This window comes from Pseudomonas sp. JS3066, assembly GCF_036328175.1.
Lineage (GTDB): Bacteria > Pseudomonadota > Gammaproteobacteria > Pseudomonadales > Pseudomonadaceae > Metapseudomonas.
Genome location: NZ_CP143312.1, coordinates 1,654,757 through 1,669,872 on the forward strand (window position 1 = coordinate 1,654,757; position 15,116 = coordinate 1,669,872).

The following is a 15,116-nucleotide window of genomic DNA, read 5'->3' on the forward strand; positions in this document are numbered from 1 at the left end:
ATTGAGCGGGCCATGTCGGCTCTTTATCTTCTGCCCCATAACCGACCCCGGCCCCCTGAAGCCGAGGCATTCCGTGAATAGAACCGCCTGTTGTGGAGGAACCATGACCGCCACCCGTTACCCGCACCTGCTTGCCCCGCTCGACCTGGGCTTCACCACTCTGCGCAACCGCACCTTGATGGGCTCGATGCACACCGGCCTGGAAGAGAAACCCCATGGCTTCGAGCGCATGGCGGCCTACTTCGCCGAGCGCGCCCGTGGTGGTGTCGGCCTGATGGTCACCGGCGGCATCGGCCCTAATGCCGAAGGTGGCGTCTATGCCGGTGCGGCCAAGCTGACTACCGTGGAAGAGGCCGAAAAGCACAAGATCGTTACCCGCGCGGTGCATGAAGCGGGCGGCAAGATCTGCATGCAGATCCTCCATGCCGGCCGCTACGCCTATAACCCCAAGCAGGTAGCACCGTCGGCCATCCAGGCGCCGATCAACCCCTTCAAGCCCAACGAGTTGGATGAAGAGGGCATCGAGAAGCAGATCCAGGACTTCGTCACCTGCTCGATGCTGGCCCAGCAGGCCGAGTACGACGGCGTCGAGATCATGGGTTCCGAGGGGTACTTCATTAACCAGTTCCTCGCCGCCCACACCAACCAGCGTACCGACCGCTGGGGTGGCAGCTACGAGAACCGCATGCGCCTGGCGGTGGAGATCGTCCGTCGCGTTCGCGAGGCCGTAGGCCCGAACTTCATCATCATTTTCCGCCTGTCCATGCTCGACCTGGTGGAAGGTGGCAGCACCTGGGACGAGATCGTCACCCTGGCCAAGGCCATCGAAGCCGCTGGCGCGACCATCATCAATACCGGTATCGGCTGGCACGAGGCTCGTATCCCGACCATCGCCACCAAGGTACCGCGCGCGGCCTTCACCAAAGTCACCGCCAAGCTCAAGGGTGAGGTGAAGATCCCGCTGATCACCACCAACCGCATCAACACACCGGAAGTGGCCGAGCAGGTACTGGCTGAAGGCGACGCCGACATGGTGTCCATGGCTCGTCCCTTCCTCGCCGATCCGGATTTCGTCAACAAGGCCGCCGAAGGCCGCGCCGACGAGATCAATACTTGCATCGGCTGCAACCAGGCCTGCCTGGACCACACCTTCGGCGGCAAACTGACCAGTTGCCTGGTGAACCCGCGTGCCTGCCACGAAACCGAGCTGAACTTCATCCCGGTTGCCCAGGCCAAGAAGATCGCCGTGGTTGGCGCCGGTCCTGCCGGCCTCTCGGCCGCCACCGTTGCCGCCGAGCGTGGCCACAGCGTGACCCTGTTCGACTCCGCCGCCGAGATCGGTGGGCAGTTCAACGTGGCCAAGCGTGTGCCGGGCAAGGAAGAGTTCTTCGAGACCCTGCGCTACTTCAAGCGCAAGCTTGAAACCACCGGGGTCGACCTGCGCCTGAATACTCGTGTCTCGGTCGAGGACCTGGCCAAGGGCGGCTTCGATGAAATCATCCTCGCCACCGGCATCAGCCCGCGCACCCCGGAAATCCCCGGTATCGAGCATTCGAAGGTGATCAGCTACCTGGACGCCATTCTCGAGCGCAAGCCGGTGGGCCAGAAGGTTGCCGTCATCGGCGCTGGCGGTATCGGCTTCGACGTTTCCGAGTTCATCACCCATCAGGGTGAGTCCACCAGCCTCGATCGTGCCGCCTTCTGGAAAGAGTGGGGCATCGACGGCGCCCTGGAGGCCCGTGGTGGTATCGCCGGGATCAAGGCGCAGCCTCATGCGCCGGCGCGCCAGGTCTTCCTGCTGCAACGCAAGAAATCCAAGGTGGGTGATGGTCTCGGCAAGACCACCGGCTGGATCCACCGTACCGGCCTGAAGAACAAGCAGGTGCAGATGCTCAACTCGGTGGAGTACCTCAAGGTTGACGATGCTGGCCTGCACATTCGCGTGGCCGAGGGCGAGCCCCAGGTGCTGCCGGTGGATACCGTGATCGTCTGCGCCGGCCAGGACCCGCTGCGCGAACTGCAGGATGGCCTTGTCGCCGCCGGCCAGAGCGTGCACCTGATCGGCGGTGCCGATGTGGCTGCCGAACTGGACGCCAAGCGTGCCATCAATCAAGGCTCGCGCCTCGCTGCCGAACTCTAAAAGCCAGAACAGGGTTTGCTGCGCGTCGGCTCTGCTGTGTTGAAAACCGCCTCGGAATGCATATTTACCATTCGTAAACTGCGCTTCCTAGGCGGTTTTCGCCTTGCGACCTGCTAGCTCGCGAGATCCTGTCCGGGCTTCGTCCGCCTCGCCGCCCGGTTCGCGCCGGGCGGCACTTCCCTGCAGCTCCAACCACGTCACACTTTAGCCTTGCCGCCGGTCCGACAGGCCCCGGCGACCGGGCTCTGCCAACCCAGTCACATTGCTCGGCGCCTAATATCCCCTAGACTTTTCTAAAGTCCGGATTAGTGTGTGCGGACGAAAACCGAACACCCCCAACAATGCCCGCAGTGAGTCACCGCGCAGAGCCAGAGGTAGAGCGATGAGCATGCTGAAGAAGCCGCAACTGGTGGAAGCCGTCGTGTTCTTCAACGACCGTGGCATCTGCAAGCAGATGCTTCACTCGGAGTTTGAAGCCATCCTCGACGGTGTGGTCGGTTTGCCTGAGTTCGCCGACCGCCAGATGCAACTGGCTTACGTGATGATCAACCCGCGCATGCAAGTGCGCGCGGTGGTGTTCTTCTACCTCGACTTCGATGAAGACGGCCGAGCCGATACCGGCTGGAACCTGCCGTTGCGGCAGCTGGCCGAGCGCGCAGGGCGTGGTCCCGACCTCGGCGCCGGCCCTATTCGCCTGGCGTGCCGCAGTCAGTGTCCGGTGTCCTGGCAGCAGATGCATCTCTGGGACCCCAGCCTCAATTCCGACCGCAATGACCTCGCCCTGCTGCGTGACGCCGTCAAGGGCAACAGCCTAGGCCTGCTGGTGGAGGAGGAACTGCCCACGGTCCTGGATGCCGAGAAGCTCCAGGTGGCATCGGAAGACAGCTGGTACGCCCCGCCGGAAATCACCAAGGAGATGGCCGAGCAACTGGCGGAGAAGATGGAGAAGGAGCATCGCCTGAAGACTGCCCAGTTGGTCCGCCAGCAGCGCCTGCGCCTCAGCTCCCTCAGCCAGCAGAACGAAGAGGCCATTGCGCGAATGCGCCATGCGGCCGACCAGAGCAGCTCGGCCCTGCAGGATCAGATTCGCACCCTGCAGCACGCCCTGCGCCAGCAGGAAGAGGTCAACGCGGGCCTGCAAGCCAAGCTTGATGGCGAGCTGGAGCGCTTCCAGGCCAGCCGTGAGGAAATGAACGTGCAATTGCGTGCACTGGAGCGCCACGGCCGTACCGAAGCGGACATCCTCCGCGCGCAATTCGAAGGCGAGCTGCAGGCGCGAGTCGCCGCCGCCGTGGCCGAGTACCGCGAGCAGTTGGCGATTCGTGATGTCGAACTGGCCTATCGCGACCAGTTGGACGCACAGCTGCAGGCCGAGGTCAATCGCCTGCGCCAGGAGTGCGATGCGCTCGAAGGACAGTCCGGGCAACTGATGCTGGAACGTCTGGCCCAGTTGGGCGTGGTCTTTGTGGTCTACCATCCGGGCGCTGGGCACCTGACCATTCCGCTGACCGACATCGCCCGCTACCAGGAAAATCCCCAGGCCTACGCCGCGGCCAAGTGCTTCGTGTCCGAGAACCAGTACCGCCAGTGGTTGGCTCATTACCAGCAGCCCACCTGCGAAGCCAGCCTGCCAAACGGCGAGCGTTGCAGCATGCCCATCGATCGCATCGAGGCACCCAGTCGCTTCGTTTCCGGCGAATCCAATTGCTGCCCCCGTCACCGTGCGGGTGGGCGACTGCGGACCGCAGGTTGAGCGAAACCGTACGCGAGCCTGCTTTACCCTAGCGCCCCCGAATGGCCGCCGACGGACCCGACCTTGCCCCTGACCCTGCCTGACTGGAATCCCCGCGCCACTCTTGAGCCTCTGTGCCTGCCTTGGTTGACCGCAGCCGAGTTGCAACTGGCCGTGCTACGCCTGGATGCAGTAGACCCACTGGTGTCTGGCAACAAGTGGTTCAAGCTGGCGCCCTACCTGGCCAAGGCCGGGCGCGAGGGTGCTGAAGGTGTGATCAGTCTGGGGGGCGCGCACTCCAACCACCTCCATGCCCTGGCGGCGGCCGGTGCCCGGTTCGGGTTTCCCTCGGTCGGTCTGCTTCGTGGCGAACCCCAGGACACGCCAACCGTGCGCGACCTTCAGCAATTCGGAATGCAGCTGCACTGGCTGGGGTATGGCGGCTACCGGGCGCGCCACCGGCCAGGATTCTGGGACCCGTGGCTGGGGCGTTATCCGCGCTACCAACCGGTGCCCGAGGGCGGTGGAGGGCTGATGGGGGCCCAAGGATGCTTGGGGCTGGTGGGGATGATTCGCCAGCAACTGGCCGACCTGGGATGGAGCGACTACCACAGCCTCTGGACGGCCGCAGGCACCGGCACGACTCTCGCCGGGCTGGTGCTGGGCGAGGCAGGCGAGCACCCGGTAATCGGTGCCCTCGCGGTACCGTCCGACCACGGCGTGGCAGAGCAAGTGAGCGCCATCCTTACCGAGGCCGGGTGCGCCGACGGGGGCTACCGCCTGATCGATGCCAGCCAGGGGGGATTTGCGCGGCTGGATGCGGTGCTCGCCCGCTTCCTGCTGGACAGCGAAAGGGATGGCGGCCTGGAACTTGAGCCCCTCTATACCGCCAAGGCTCTGCTGGCAATCCACGATGAAGCACAGGCTGGCCGGATTCCTCGCGGCAGCCGCCTGGTGCTGCTCCACACTGGTGGTCTGCAGGGCCGCCGCGCCCTGCATTCCGATTTGTTGCGACTGGCCGGCTACACTGATCGGGCAGTGGAAGCACAAGGATGACTCCATGAGCGAACCCCTGAATCCCCAACAGCTGCGCAGCCTGGTCCCGCTCAATGCACTGAGTGACCAGCAGTGGCGTGAGCTGCGTCCGCAACTGGTACCCCAACCCCTGCTCGCGGGACAGTTGCTGTTCCGACGGGGCGACCAGGCCCGCCTGACCTGGTACCTGTTGTCCGGCGAGCTGCTCCTGCGAGATGCCGAAGGTGCAGAGACGCGTCTGGAGGCGGGCAGCGAAGCCAGCTGCCATCCCATTTCCCCCACCTTGCCACGCCTGCACGAAGCGCTCGCCTCGCGAGACTGCTCGCTGCTGGGCATCGACAGCGCCACCCTGGCGCGCCAGTTGACCTGGAGCTCGACCCATCTGGATCTGCTGCTGGACCTCAGTCCGGAAGGCGAAGGCGAGTGGCTCGAAACCTTGCTCGCAAGCCCGTTGCTGGCCAAGGTTCCACCGGCCAACGTGCGCAGCATGCTGGAGCGTCTGCGGCGAGTGGAGCTGCCGGCGGGAAGCCGTGTGATGAGTGAGGGGGAGGAGGGCGACTGTTGCTACTTCCTGCAGTCCGGCCGGGCGGAGGTCATCCGTGGAGAGGGCGGCGACCGGCAACTGTTGGCTGAACTGGACGTGGGAGCGTGCTTCGGCGAGGAAGCCCTGCTGGGGGATTGCCCGCGCAACGCCAGTGTCACGCTGCTGGAAGACAGCATCCTGCAGCGGCTGGACCAGGCCGACTTCCTCGAACTCCTGAAGGCGCCGGTGGTGGATGAGGTCAGCCTGGGCGAAGCGGTCCGCCTGCTGGGCGGCGGCGGCCAATGGCTGGATGTGCGTCTGCAGGAAGAGTACGAGCGCGCCCATGCGCCCAAGGCGCTGAACATGCCACTGCACCTGTTGCGCCTGAAGGCGCGGTTGCTGGATGGCGGTGGCACTTACCTCTGCTATTGCGACAGCGGCAAACGCAGCGCCAGTGCAGTGTTCACGCTTTCCCAGCTGGGTATTCGCGCCTATGCCCTGCGCGATGGCCTGGATGCCTTGCCGGCATTGCAGCGCGATGCGCTGATCAGCGAGACCGGGGCAGGCTACCTGGCGCGCTCGGGAGGGCGGGTCGAACGCAGCCGTTGATCGGTCGCGCACACAAGTTTCCAACCCCAAAACTGGGTCTTCAAACTTCGCTGGAAAAGTTGCGACGAGTAACTTTGTAGTTCGAGAAAGTTGTCGCCGGCCTTGCCCTATCGCATAACTTCGAAACTCTGGCGGAAATTGGAGGTATCAGTTTCCCACCCACTTTCGGGTCACCACACTCGGTTTAACTTTCCGACTATCGACTTGATACTGTTGCGCCGCCCCGCCCCCTCAACAACGCTGAGGTCGCGGATGCCCCGTTCCCCTGGAGCGAGCCGCTTCCGCAGGTGCGGCGCCATCGCCTGAATCATCCGGGGGCTTTTCGGACACGGTTCGGGCACTGCAATCCGAACTGTTGCCGCCGCTTTCCCATTACTCGTTTGCACTTGGGCAACTTCCCGAGGGTGCCTCCTCGTGACCAGCTCCCAGGCATTTCTACGGCTGAAACTTCACCAGCATAGAAGGGCAATGTCATGCGCAAAACAGCCACAACAGTCGCAGTTTCGCTGATCCTGGGCGCTGGCCTGCAGCCGGTCCGGGCAGCGCTTTACGCGGTCGATCAGAACGCTCCCATCCACGCCAACGGCTTCTTCGCCGCGTGGTACCAGGACACCCACGGACGCGCCCTGGACCTCTGCCTGTCCAGGGCGCAAAGCTCCAGGGTGCCGGGCAACTACATGTGTACGCTGCTGCCCAGTCCCGGAGTGTTCGATGACACCCGGCCGATCAACTTTCCGAGTAACTTCCCCGATGAAGCCTTCTGGTTCACAGGGGAGACCAGTGTTGCTGACGCCGCCAGCGGGGTTGACCTGCTGTACGTCTCAGCGGTCGAGGCAGCCTTCAACGGCGAAGTGCCGGCGAACGACGACCAGGTCAGTTTCGCCCGTATCCGCATCCGTGTGACGGTACCCACCGCCGGCACTTATACCGTGACTCACCCTTACGGGGTTGAGGTATTCCAGGTGGATGCGCCCGGCACCCGCGCCATCAACATGACTCGTGATATCGGCATCGGCGCACCGGGCGATTTCAAGGGGGCGCTCAAGGGCGATGTCGGCCCATTCCTGCGCAGCGTCAATGGACCCTATCAGGAGGCCAATCCGGATACCGGCCTGCTGGAAACCTTCATCGGTGATCCCAACCTGACCGAGGCGGTTACAGGCAGCCCCTTCGGCACCAACTTCGTACGCATCGAAGGGCCAAACGGCCTGAGGCTCGAATCACGACTGTTCTCGGTTTCCGGCAAGCTCTCCAGCGTCCAGCTGCCGACGCCCCTGCAGGTTTCCCGCAGCACCTATTCGCGCGGTGAGAACGGGGCGGGGCAGGCACAGCAGGACGTCTTCGTCCAGGCACCGCCACCCGGCGCCAGTGCCAGTTTCACCGACGCCGGCGGCACTGCCGCGGCCATGCAGGGCACCGCCCTGGGCGCCTGGTATGGCCAGTCGCCGCGTGATCCGGGGGGCGCAAGCAGCGTGAGCATCACTGCCGACAACTCGGCCGTGGTGCCGGGCAGTCTGCCTACCAGCAAGAACAGTGCACTGGTTGATGTGGTGAGCATCAGCCGCGCCGAGTACAGCCTGGGCAACAACACCCTGACGGTTGAAGCCGTTTCCAGCGATCGCACCGGCCAGCCGGGCCTGACGGTCGAGGGCGTCGGCGGGCTGGTGGGCGGGCGTCTGCAGCAGGTCGTCACGCCCATTCCCCCCGCGCGGGTCACGGTGGTGTCCGCCAACGGCGGCCGCGACACCGAAGACGTGCGAATCCTTCCCTGAGCGCCAATCCCAGATTGCTATGGAGACTGTCATGCATAAGTGGCCAGTAGTTCTTGCGATGGTTGTGGGGGTTGGCGCCGCTGGCGCCCAGGCCCAGCTCGCGGCTGTCGACCCCGGTCCCTATACCGCGGCGACCGGCGGCTTTCCCCTCTGGTACCAGGACCGCACGGATTCGGACGCGGCGAAACTGAAGCTCGAGCTGTGCCTGTCCAAGGTTCAAAGTTCGCGTGCGCCGGGCAATTTCATGTGTACCCTGCTGCCCAATCCCGGCATCTTCGACGAAACCAAACCGATCGCTTTCCCTGGCAACTTCCCGGATGAAAGCTTCTGGATGCTCGCGGAAGCCGAAATCGAAGATCCAGGCAATGGCATCGAGATGGAGGCCTACGTTGCCGGCATCGAGGCAGCCTTTGCCAGCGAGGTGCCACGCCAGGGCGACCAGCAGAGCTTCGCGCGTATCCGCATCCGGGTGAACGTGCCGGTGGCCGGCACCTACCGGGTCATCCACCCTTATGGCGTGGATACCTTCAATGTCACTGCACCCGGCCGCCGGGCCATCAACCTGACCCGCGATATCGGCATCGGCGCTCCGGGCGATTTCCGCGGTGCCCTGGCTGGCAATGTCGGTCCCTATCTGGTCAGCCGTAATGGTCCGTACCGGGAAACCGACCCTCAGACCGGGCTGGTGGAGACCTTCATTGGCGACCCCAACCTCGCCGAGCAGGTTACCGGCAGTCCCTTCGGCACCAACTTCGTGCGCATCGAAGGGCCCGGTGGGCGGGTGGCGCAGACCAACCTGTTCAGTTTGTCGGGCAAGGTCCTGAGCAGCCGTGCAGGCACGTCGCTGGAGGTTTCCCGTGCCAGCTACACCCGCAGTGCCGGTCGCACCTGGATTTCGGTGTTCGGCAATTCCACCACGGGCGCCAGCCTTTGCTTCCGTGAATCCATCGACCTGGTTGGCGATCCGCCGTCACCTTGCCAGTTCCAGATGACCGGCAGTGGCAGCGGTACGTTCTTCGGCCAGGACACCAGTCCTGCGAGCCTGCCTCCGCAGGTGGTGGTGACGGCAACCGACAGCAGTGGCATCACGGCACCGACTACCCTGAGCCAGCCGCTGACGGACCAGGTGGAAATCAGCAATGCGCGTTACTCGGCGGTCGATCGCACGCTGACCATCGAAGCGCGATCCAGCGACGAAGTGCAGGTGCCGGTGCTGGCCGCGGAGGGTTTCGGTGCCCTGACCCGGATTGCCGGCAGCCAGCAGCGCCTGATCGCTGGAGAGGTAGCGCAACCGCCAGCCTATGTGACGGTGAAGTCTGCCGCCGGTGGTGCCGATACCGAACCGGTCCTTGTGGTCGGTGCTCAGGGCGGTCCGGCCAACCAGCCGCCGGTAGCGGTTGCCGATTCCGCGGGCACCGCGCTGGGTACGCCGGTCAGTATCAACGTTCTGGCCAATGACAGCGATCCGGAGGGCAACGTGCCGCTGGCCATTGCCAACCTGACCCAGCCGGCATCCGGCACAGGTAGCGTGACCGCCAACGGAGCCGTGGTGACCTATACGCCGCCGGCTGGCCTTGCCGGCCCGCTGACCACCACCTTCAGTTATCAGGCTCGGGACAGCCTGGGCGCGCTTTCCGCCCCGACGACCGTGACCGTGAACGTGGCCGGCAACCAACCGCCGGTGGCGGGCAATGACTCGGCGAGCACAACGGCGCCGAACCCGGTGACCATCAACGTGCTGGCCAACGATAGTGACCCGGAGGGCAATGTGCCTCTGGCCATTGCCAACCTGACTCAGCCGCCGTCCGGGCAGGGCAGCGTCACCAGCAATGGCACCAGCGTCACCTACACGCCGCCGTCGGCCCTGGCGAATCCGCTCAGCACCAGCTTCACCTATCGCGCACGGGACAGCCTGGGCAACCTCTCTGGGGTCGCGACCGTCAGTGTGTTGGTCGCACCGGTACAGATGCCAGCGGAAACCCTGGGCATAACCTCGGCCACGGTGCGCGCCACCGGAGGACTGGGCGGTCTGGTCTCGGGAGTCCTAGGCATCCTGGTACCGTCGGTACGGCGCTATGACTGGGATATCAGTGGCACCACCTCCCGCCCTGCTGGCAACAGCATCCGGGTAGAAGTGACCAGCAGCGGCGGCGTGACCTTGCTGGGCACCGCGGTACCGGCGGCCAACGGCACCTGGCGGGTGACGGTGAGCAATTCCAGCATCGCCCCTGGCAACAGCCCCAGCGCCACTGCGCGATCGGCCTTGGGCACCGTGCGGACCAGCCCTGTGGTCGTGCAGTAACCAGGAGCTGGCAAGCGCCCGCAGGCCATCAGGTCTGCGGGCGTTGTGCTTTGCTGGCGTTCTTGCAGGACAGGTTGCGCCTTGCCGGATTACAGCGGTTCGAGCGGCCAGCGATCACTGACCAGGAAGGCGCGATCGGCTTCTTTCCAGCGACCGTCGCCATCCGCAGCCAGGCGTACCAGCAGGCGAGCCGGGCTATCCGACTGGAGCTCTTCGCGCCACTGTCCGAAGCGTTCTGTCGTCCAGCATTCGTCGGCTTCGCTGATCGCCGGGGACAGCCAGGATTGCCGAGGCAGGGGCTGCCAGGGTCCCTCGGCCTGGCCGAGAAAGTCCTCGAGGTCGCTGTGGCGCAGCCAATGCCCGCGCAAATGGCCCGGATTGGCGCCTTGCGGTGCGGTGCAGTTGCCCGGCCAGGGGTAGAAGAAATAACCACCCAGCCAGAGCTCAGCGCTGGCCGGCTGCGCGTTCAACTGATCGAGAACCTGGCGGCTTTCGGGGCTCGACGACAGGGGCAGCTGGTGCTGGCTGAGGTGTTCCAGTTTGAGGTCGAGACGGTCGTGGCTGCCTGGCCCCAGCCATTCGGATGGCTTGCCGCCATCGCCGTGGCGCGGCCCCAGGTAGAGCTTGATCGCCAGCTCGAGGTGATGCACGCCTTCGTCGTCCCGCAGCAGCAGGTCGAGCTCGCCCAGGGTCTGGCCAGCGATGCGGATTGGCAGGTTGGCGGCCAGCAGCTCCACATCCGGCGCCTGGGTCAGGGCGAATTGCCACAGGCGTTCGTAGTAGAGGCCGAGGCGCCGGCTGGCGGCATGTGCCAGCCATTGGTCGAGAGACTCGGGCTGGCGGTCCAGTGCACGGAGCCAGTCAGCGAGGCATTCAGGACGACTGGCCCAGCCGCTCGCGCTGAGGGGATGGCGCTGGCGCCAGGGCGTTTGCGCCAGCAGCGGCGGGGAAACCAGAACCCACGCCAGGTCGCGTACACCGGCGTGGCGCAGTTGACGGGGCAGGTCGGTCAGCGATTCGAAGGCGTGCATGCTGCGAGCATAGCCGAAGGCGGTTTGCCGCTGTCCGCTGCTATCCCCCATAATTTCGCCATTCCTCACCCGCCAATGCCGCCCTGGAGCCCCATGGAGCAATTCCGCAATATCGGCATCATCGGTCGCCTGGGCAGTTCCCATGTGCTCGACACCATTCGCCGGCTGAAAAAATTCCTGCTGGACCGCCATCTCCACGTCATCCTCGAAGACACCATCGCCGAAGTGCTGCCGGGCCACGGCCTGCAGACGTCTTCACGAAAAATCCTTGGTGAGGTCTGCGACCTGGTGATCGTCGTCGGCGGAGACGGCAGCATGCTCGGCGCCGCACGGGCCCTCGCGCGCCACAACGTGCCGGTACTGGGGATCAACCGTGGCAGCCTGGGCTTCCTGACCGACATACGCCCTGACGAGCTCGAGGTGAAGGTGGCCGAGGTGCTGGACGGCCGCTACAGCGTCGAGACGCGCTTCCTGCTTGAGGCCGAGGTACGCCGCCACGGCGAGGCCATTGGCCAGGGCGACGCGCTGAACGATGTGGTGCTGCACCCCGGCAAGTCGACGCGGATGATCGAGTTCGAACTTCACATCGACGGCCAGTTCGTCTGCAGCCAGAAGGCCGACGGCCTGATCATCGCCACACCCACCGGCTCCACCGCCTATGCGCTATCCGCGGGCGGCCCGATCATGCATCCCAAACTCGATGCCATAGTTGTGGTGCCCATGTACCCGCACACCCTGTCCAGCCGGCCCATCGTGGTGGACAGCACCAGCGAGCTGAAAATCGTGGTCTCGCCCAACCTGCAGATCTACCCGCTGGTGTCCTGCGACGGCCAGAACCACTTCACCTGCGCGCCCGGCGACACCATTACCGTCGCCAAGAAGCCGCAGAAACTGCGCCTGATCCACCCGCTGGACCACAACTACTACGAGGTCTGCCGGACCAAGCTGGGCTGGGGCAGCCGACTAGGTGGAGGCGACTGATGAGCCTCGATCCCGGCCGTGGCTACGATCTGATCGGTGACGTCCATGGTTGCGCCCACACCCTGGAGCGTCTGCTTGACCGCCTGGGCTATCGCAAGCATGGCGATGTCTGGCAGCACCCGAAGCGAATGGCATTGTTTCTCGGCGATATCATCGATCGCGGCCCACGCATCCGCGAAGCGTTGCACATCGTCCACGCCATGGTGGAGGCCAGGCAGGCCCTGTGCATCATGGGCAACCATGAGTACAACGCGCTCGGCTGGAGCACCCCCGCGTCGCCCGGTAGCGGTCGGCATTTTGTCCGTGAGCACACGCCGCGTCATACCCGGCTGATCAAGGAAACCCTGGAGCAATTCGAAGGCCATCCGGCGGACTGGCGGGACTTCCTCGGCTGGTTCTACGAACTGCCGCTGTTCCTGGACGGCGGTCACTTCCGCATGGTCCATGCGTGCTGGGACGGCGAGCTGATCGCCGCCCTGCGCGAAATGCATCCGAACGGGCGGGTCAACGAAGCCTTCATCAAGGCTGCGGCCGACCCCGCCAGTTTCGCCAGCCGCGTATTCGACCGCCTGTTGCGTGGCACCGACCTGCCGCTGCCCGGTGGCATGACCCTGACCGGCAGCGACGGCTTCACCCGCTCGGTGTTCCGCACCAAGTTCTGGGCTGAAGACCCGCAAACCTATGGTGACGTGGTGTTCCAGCCTGACGCGCTGCCCGAACAGGTGGCCAGCCAACCACTGTCCAAGGCGCACAAGTCGCGCCTGCTCAGTTATGGTCCGCAGGAGCCCTTGCTGTTCGTCGGCCACTACTGGCGGCGCGGTCGGCCGGCGCCGATTCGCGGCAACCTTGCCTGTCTGGATTACAGCGCGGTGATGTACGGCAAGCTGGTGGCCTATCGGCTCGACCAGGAAAGCCGGTTGGATCCGGACAAGTTCGTCTGGGTCGAAGTGGAACGCCCCGAGGCTCCCAATGAGCGCGATTGAAGTCTTGCGATTGCCCCTGACCGTGGATCTTTCCGGTTTCATTGCCTTGTTGCAGCGCCTTAATGTGCCTTATCGCGTCAGCGAGGAATCCGGCGAGCAGGTGCTCTGGGTGCCGGGCCAGCAACTGGCGGAACAGGTGCGTGGGCTCTATGCGCGCTTTCCCGACGGCGACCCGCACTTCCAGCTTCAGCATGAAACGCCGCAGGATGCCCCCCGCGCGGGCTTCGTCGCCCAGATCATGGCCAGCCCCATTACCAGCCTGGTGCTACTGGTCACCCTGGTGGTCGCAGCGCTCACCAACCTGGGTGACAACTTCTCGGTCATTCGCTGGCTGAGCTTCCAGGACTTCGAGGTCCAGGGCGATTACATCTATTTTTCGTCCCTGGATGAGGGCCTGGCGGCAGGGCAGTGGTGGCGGCTGGTGACGCCGATGCTGATCCACTTCGGCATTCTGCACCTGGCCATGAACGGCATGTGGTTCTGGGAGCTGGGGCGCCGCATCGAAGCGCGCCAGGGCGGTCCGGTGCTGCTGGTGCTGACATTGGGCTTCAGCCTGGTGTCGGACTACACCCAATATCTCGTCAGCGGCCCGTCGCTGTTCGGTGGGCTGTCCGGTGTGCTCTACGGCCTGCTGGGGCATTGCTGGGTGTTCCAGCGCCTGGCGCCGTGTCCGGCTTACCGGCTGCCGCCAGGCGTGATGGCGATGATGCTGATCTGGCTGCTGGTGTGCTTGTCCGGATTGATCACTGCCCTGGGGTTCGGAGCCATCGCCAACGGCGCCCATGTGGGCGGCCTCGTCGTCGGTTGCGCCACTGGACTGATGGGTGGTGCCCTGGCTCGCCTGCGCCGGTAGAATGCGCAGCCTGTCCCATTTCCCCGTGAGTGGCCCATGTCGTCGTTTGCCCATCTGATCAGCAACATCACCCAGGATGTCTACGAAAGCCTCAAGCTGGCCGTGGAGATCGGCAAGTGGCCGGACGGCCGCAAGCTGACCCAGGAACAGAAAGAACTGTCGCTTCAGGCGGTAATCGCCTGGGAGCTGAAGCACCTGCCGGAAGAAGAACGTACCGGCTACATGGGTCCGCAGGAGTGCAGCTCCAAGTCCGATCCCATCCCCAACATCCTGTTCAAGTCGAATTCGGTTCACTGATGCTGGAACTAGGACGCGGCGCACTCAGCAAGATGTCGGTGCGCCTTGAGGCCCCGGTGCAATACGGCTTCCGCCTTGGCGAAGCCGATATCGCGGTGAATCCCCTGATCGGCAGGCAGTTGCGCCTGGAGTTCCTCGGCGCCATCCACTGCACCCACTGTGGACGCAAGACGAAGAAGAGCTTCAGTCAGGGCTACTGCTACCCCTGTTTCACCAAGCTGGCGCAGTGCGACAGCTGCATCGTCAGCCCGGAAAAGTGCCACTTCGACGAGGGCACCTGCCGTGAGCCCGAGTGGGGCGAACGCTTCTGCATGACCGACCACGTGGTCTATCTGGCCAACTCCTCGGGCATCAAAGTGGGCATCACCCGCGCCGGTCAGGTGCCGACCCGCTGGATCGACCAGGGCGCCAGCCAGGCGCTACCGATCGTTCGCGTGGCCACCCGCCAGCAGTCGGGCTTCGTCGAGGACCTGCTGCGCAGCAAGGTGGCCGACCGCACCAACTGGCGGGCGATGCTCAAGGGCGAGGCACCTTCGCTGGACTTGCCGGCTATTCGCGATGAGCTGCTCGACCAGCTTGCCGATGGTATTCGCGCCTTGCAGGACCGCTTCGGCTTGCAGGCCATCCAGCCAGTCAGGGATATCCTGCCCATCGAGATCAGCTATCCCGTGGATGCCTACCCGACTAAGGTCGTCAGCTTCGATCTGGACAAGACGCCGGTGGTGGAAGGTACGCTGCGGGGCATCAAGGGCCAGTACCTGATCCTCGATACCGGCGTGATCAATTTGCGCAAGTACACGGCCTACCAATTGGCCATCAGCGCCGCATAGCTCCCGCCATGAGGTCGGAGGGGGAATA

At 64.6% G+C, this 15,116-nt stretch carries 12 protein-coding genes; 11 read left to right on the forward strand and 1 reads right to left on the reverse strand.

Going from position 1 to position 15,116, the window contains the following annotated elements:
- The first annotated feature begins 103 nt into the window (after positions 1-103).
- The 6 genes from SA496_RS07800 (at position 104) to SA496_RS07825 (ending at position 10,113) form a co-directional block, all read left to right on the forward strand.
- Positions 104-2,140: an NADPH-dependent 2,4-dienoyl-CoA reductase gene (locus SA496_RS07800; protein WP_330115241.1), complete on the forward strand. Its 2,037-nt coding sequence runs from the start codon at positions 104-106 to the stop codon at positions 2,138-2,140.
- A gap of 382 nt (positions 2,141-2,522) precedes the next feature.
- Positions 2,523-3,893, forward strand: a complete 1,371-nt coding sequence (locus SA496_RS07805; RefSeq protein WP_153921052.1) for a chromosome partitioning protein ParA — start codon at positions 2,523-2,525, stop codon at positions 3,891-3,893.
- Between the two features lie 69 nt (positions 3,894-3,962).
- Positions 3,963-4,928 (forward strand): 1-aminocyclopropane-1-carboxylate deaminase/D-cysteine desulfhydrase, encoded by a 966-nt coding sequence (locus SA496_RS07810; protein WP_178123559.1) that lies wholly within the window; start codon positions 3,963-3,965, stop codon positions 4,926-4,928.
- 4 nt (positions 4,929-4,932) lie between these two features.
- Positions 4,933-6,039 carry a cyclic nucleotide-binding domain-containing protein gene (locus tag SA496_RS07815; protein ID WP_120651731.1) on the forward strand — a complete coding sequence of 369 codons (1,107 nt, stop codon included), beginning with the start codon at positions 4,933-4,935 and terminating at the stop codon, positions 6,037-6,039.
- Between the two features lie 473 nt (positions 6,040-6,512).
- Positions 6,513-7,811 carry a hypothetical protein gene (locus SA496_RS07820; RefSeq protein ID WP_153921056.1) on the forward strand — a complete coding sequence of 433 codons (1,299 nt, stop codon included), beginning with the start codon at positions 6,513-6,515 and terminating at the stop codon, positions 7,809-7,811.
- Positions 7,812-7,842: 31 nt separating this feature from the next.
- Positions 7,843-10,113 carry an Ig-like domain-containing protein gene (locus SA496_RS07825; RefSeq protein WP_330115242.1) on the forward strand — a complete coding sequence of 757 codons (2,271 nt, stop codon included), beginning with the start codon at positions 7,843-7,845 and terminating at the stop codon, positions 10,111-10,113.
- Between the two features lie 89 nt (positions 10,114-10,202).
- Here the strand turns inward: SA496_RS07825 and SA496_RS07830 are convergent, their stop codons facing one another.
- The gene (locus tag SA496_RS07830; RefSeq protein ID WP_120655232.1) at positions 10,203-11,144 is read right to left on the reverse strand and encodes a DUF1853 family protein; all 942 of its coding nucleotides are present in this window, start codon (positions 11,142-11,144) and stop codon (positions 10,203-10,205) included.
- A 93-nt stretch (positions 11,145-11,237) separates the two neighbouring features.
- Here SA496_RS07830 and SA496_RS07835 point away from each other — a divergent pair, with 93 nt between their 5' ends.
- Genes SA496_RS07835 through SA496_RS07855 form a run of 5 tightly spaced genes read left to right on the forward strand, consistent with a single transcriptional unit; the run spans position 11,238 to position 15,088 of the window.
- Positions 11,238-12,125, forward strand: coding sequence for an NAD(+) kinase (locus SA496_RS07835; RefSeq protein WP_044875010.1), 888 nt, complete (start codon positions 11,238-11,240; stop codon positions 12,123-12,125).
- A complete protein-coding gene (locus tag SA496_RS07840; RefSeq protein WP_330115243.1) occupies positions 12,125-13,108 on the forward strand; it encodes a metallophosphoesterase in 984 nt (327 codons plus the stop codon). The genes SA496_RS07835 and SA496_RS07840 overlap by 1 nt, the downstream gene beginning before the upstream one ends.
- On the forward strand, positions 13,095-13,961 hold the full coding sequence (locus SA496_RS07845; RefSeq protein ID WP_120651727.1) for a rhomboid family intramembrane serine protease: 867 nt from the start codon (positions 13,095-13,097) through the stop codon (positions 13,959-13,961). Before SA496_RS07840 ends, SA496_RS07845 begins: the two co-directional genes overlap by 14 nt.
- Before the next feature lie 36 nt (positions 13,962-13,997).
- The gene (locus tag SA496_RS07850; RefSeq protein ID WP_120651726.1) at positions 13,998-14,258 is read left to right on the forward strand and encodes a YeaC family protein; all 261 of its coding nucleotides are present in this window, start codon (positions 13,998-14,000) and stop codon (positions 14,256-14,258) included.
- Complete coding sequence (locus SA496_RS07855; RefSeq protein ID WP_178083602.1) at positions 14,258-15,088, forward strand: DUF2797 domain-containing protein; 831 nt, start codon at positions 14,258-14,260, stop codon at positions 15,086-15,088. Before SA496_RS07850 ends, SA496_RS07855 begins: the two co-directional genes overlap by 1 nt.
- Positions 15,089-15,116 lie beyond the last annotated feature (28 nt).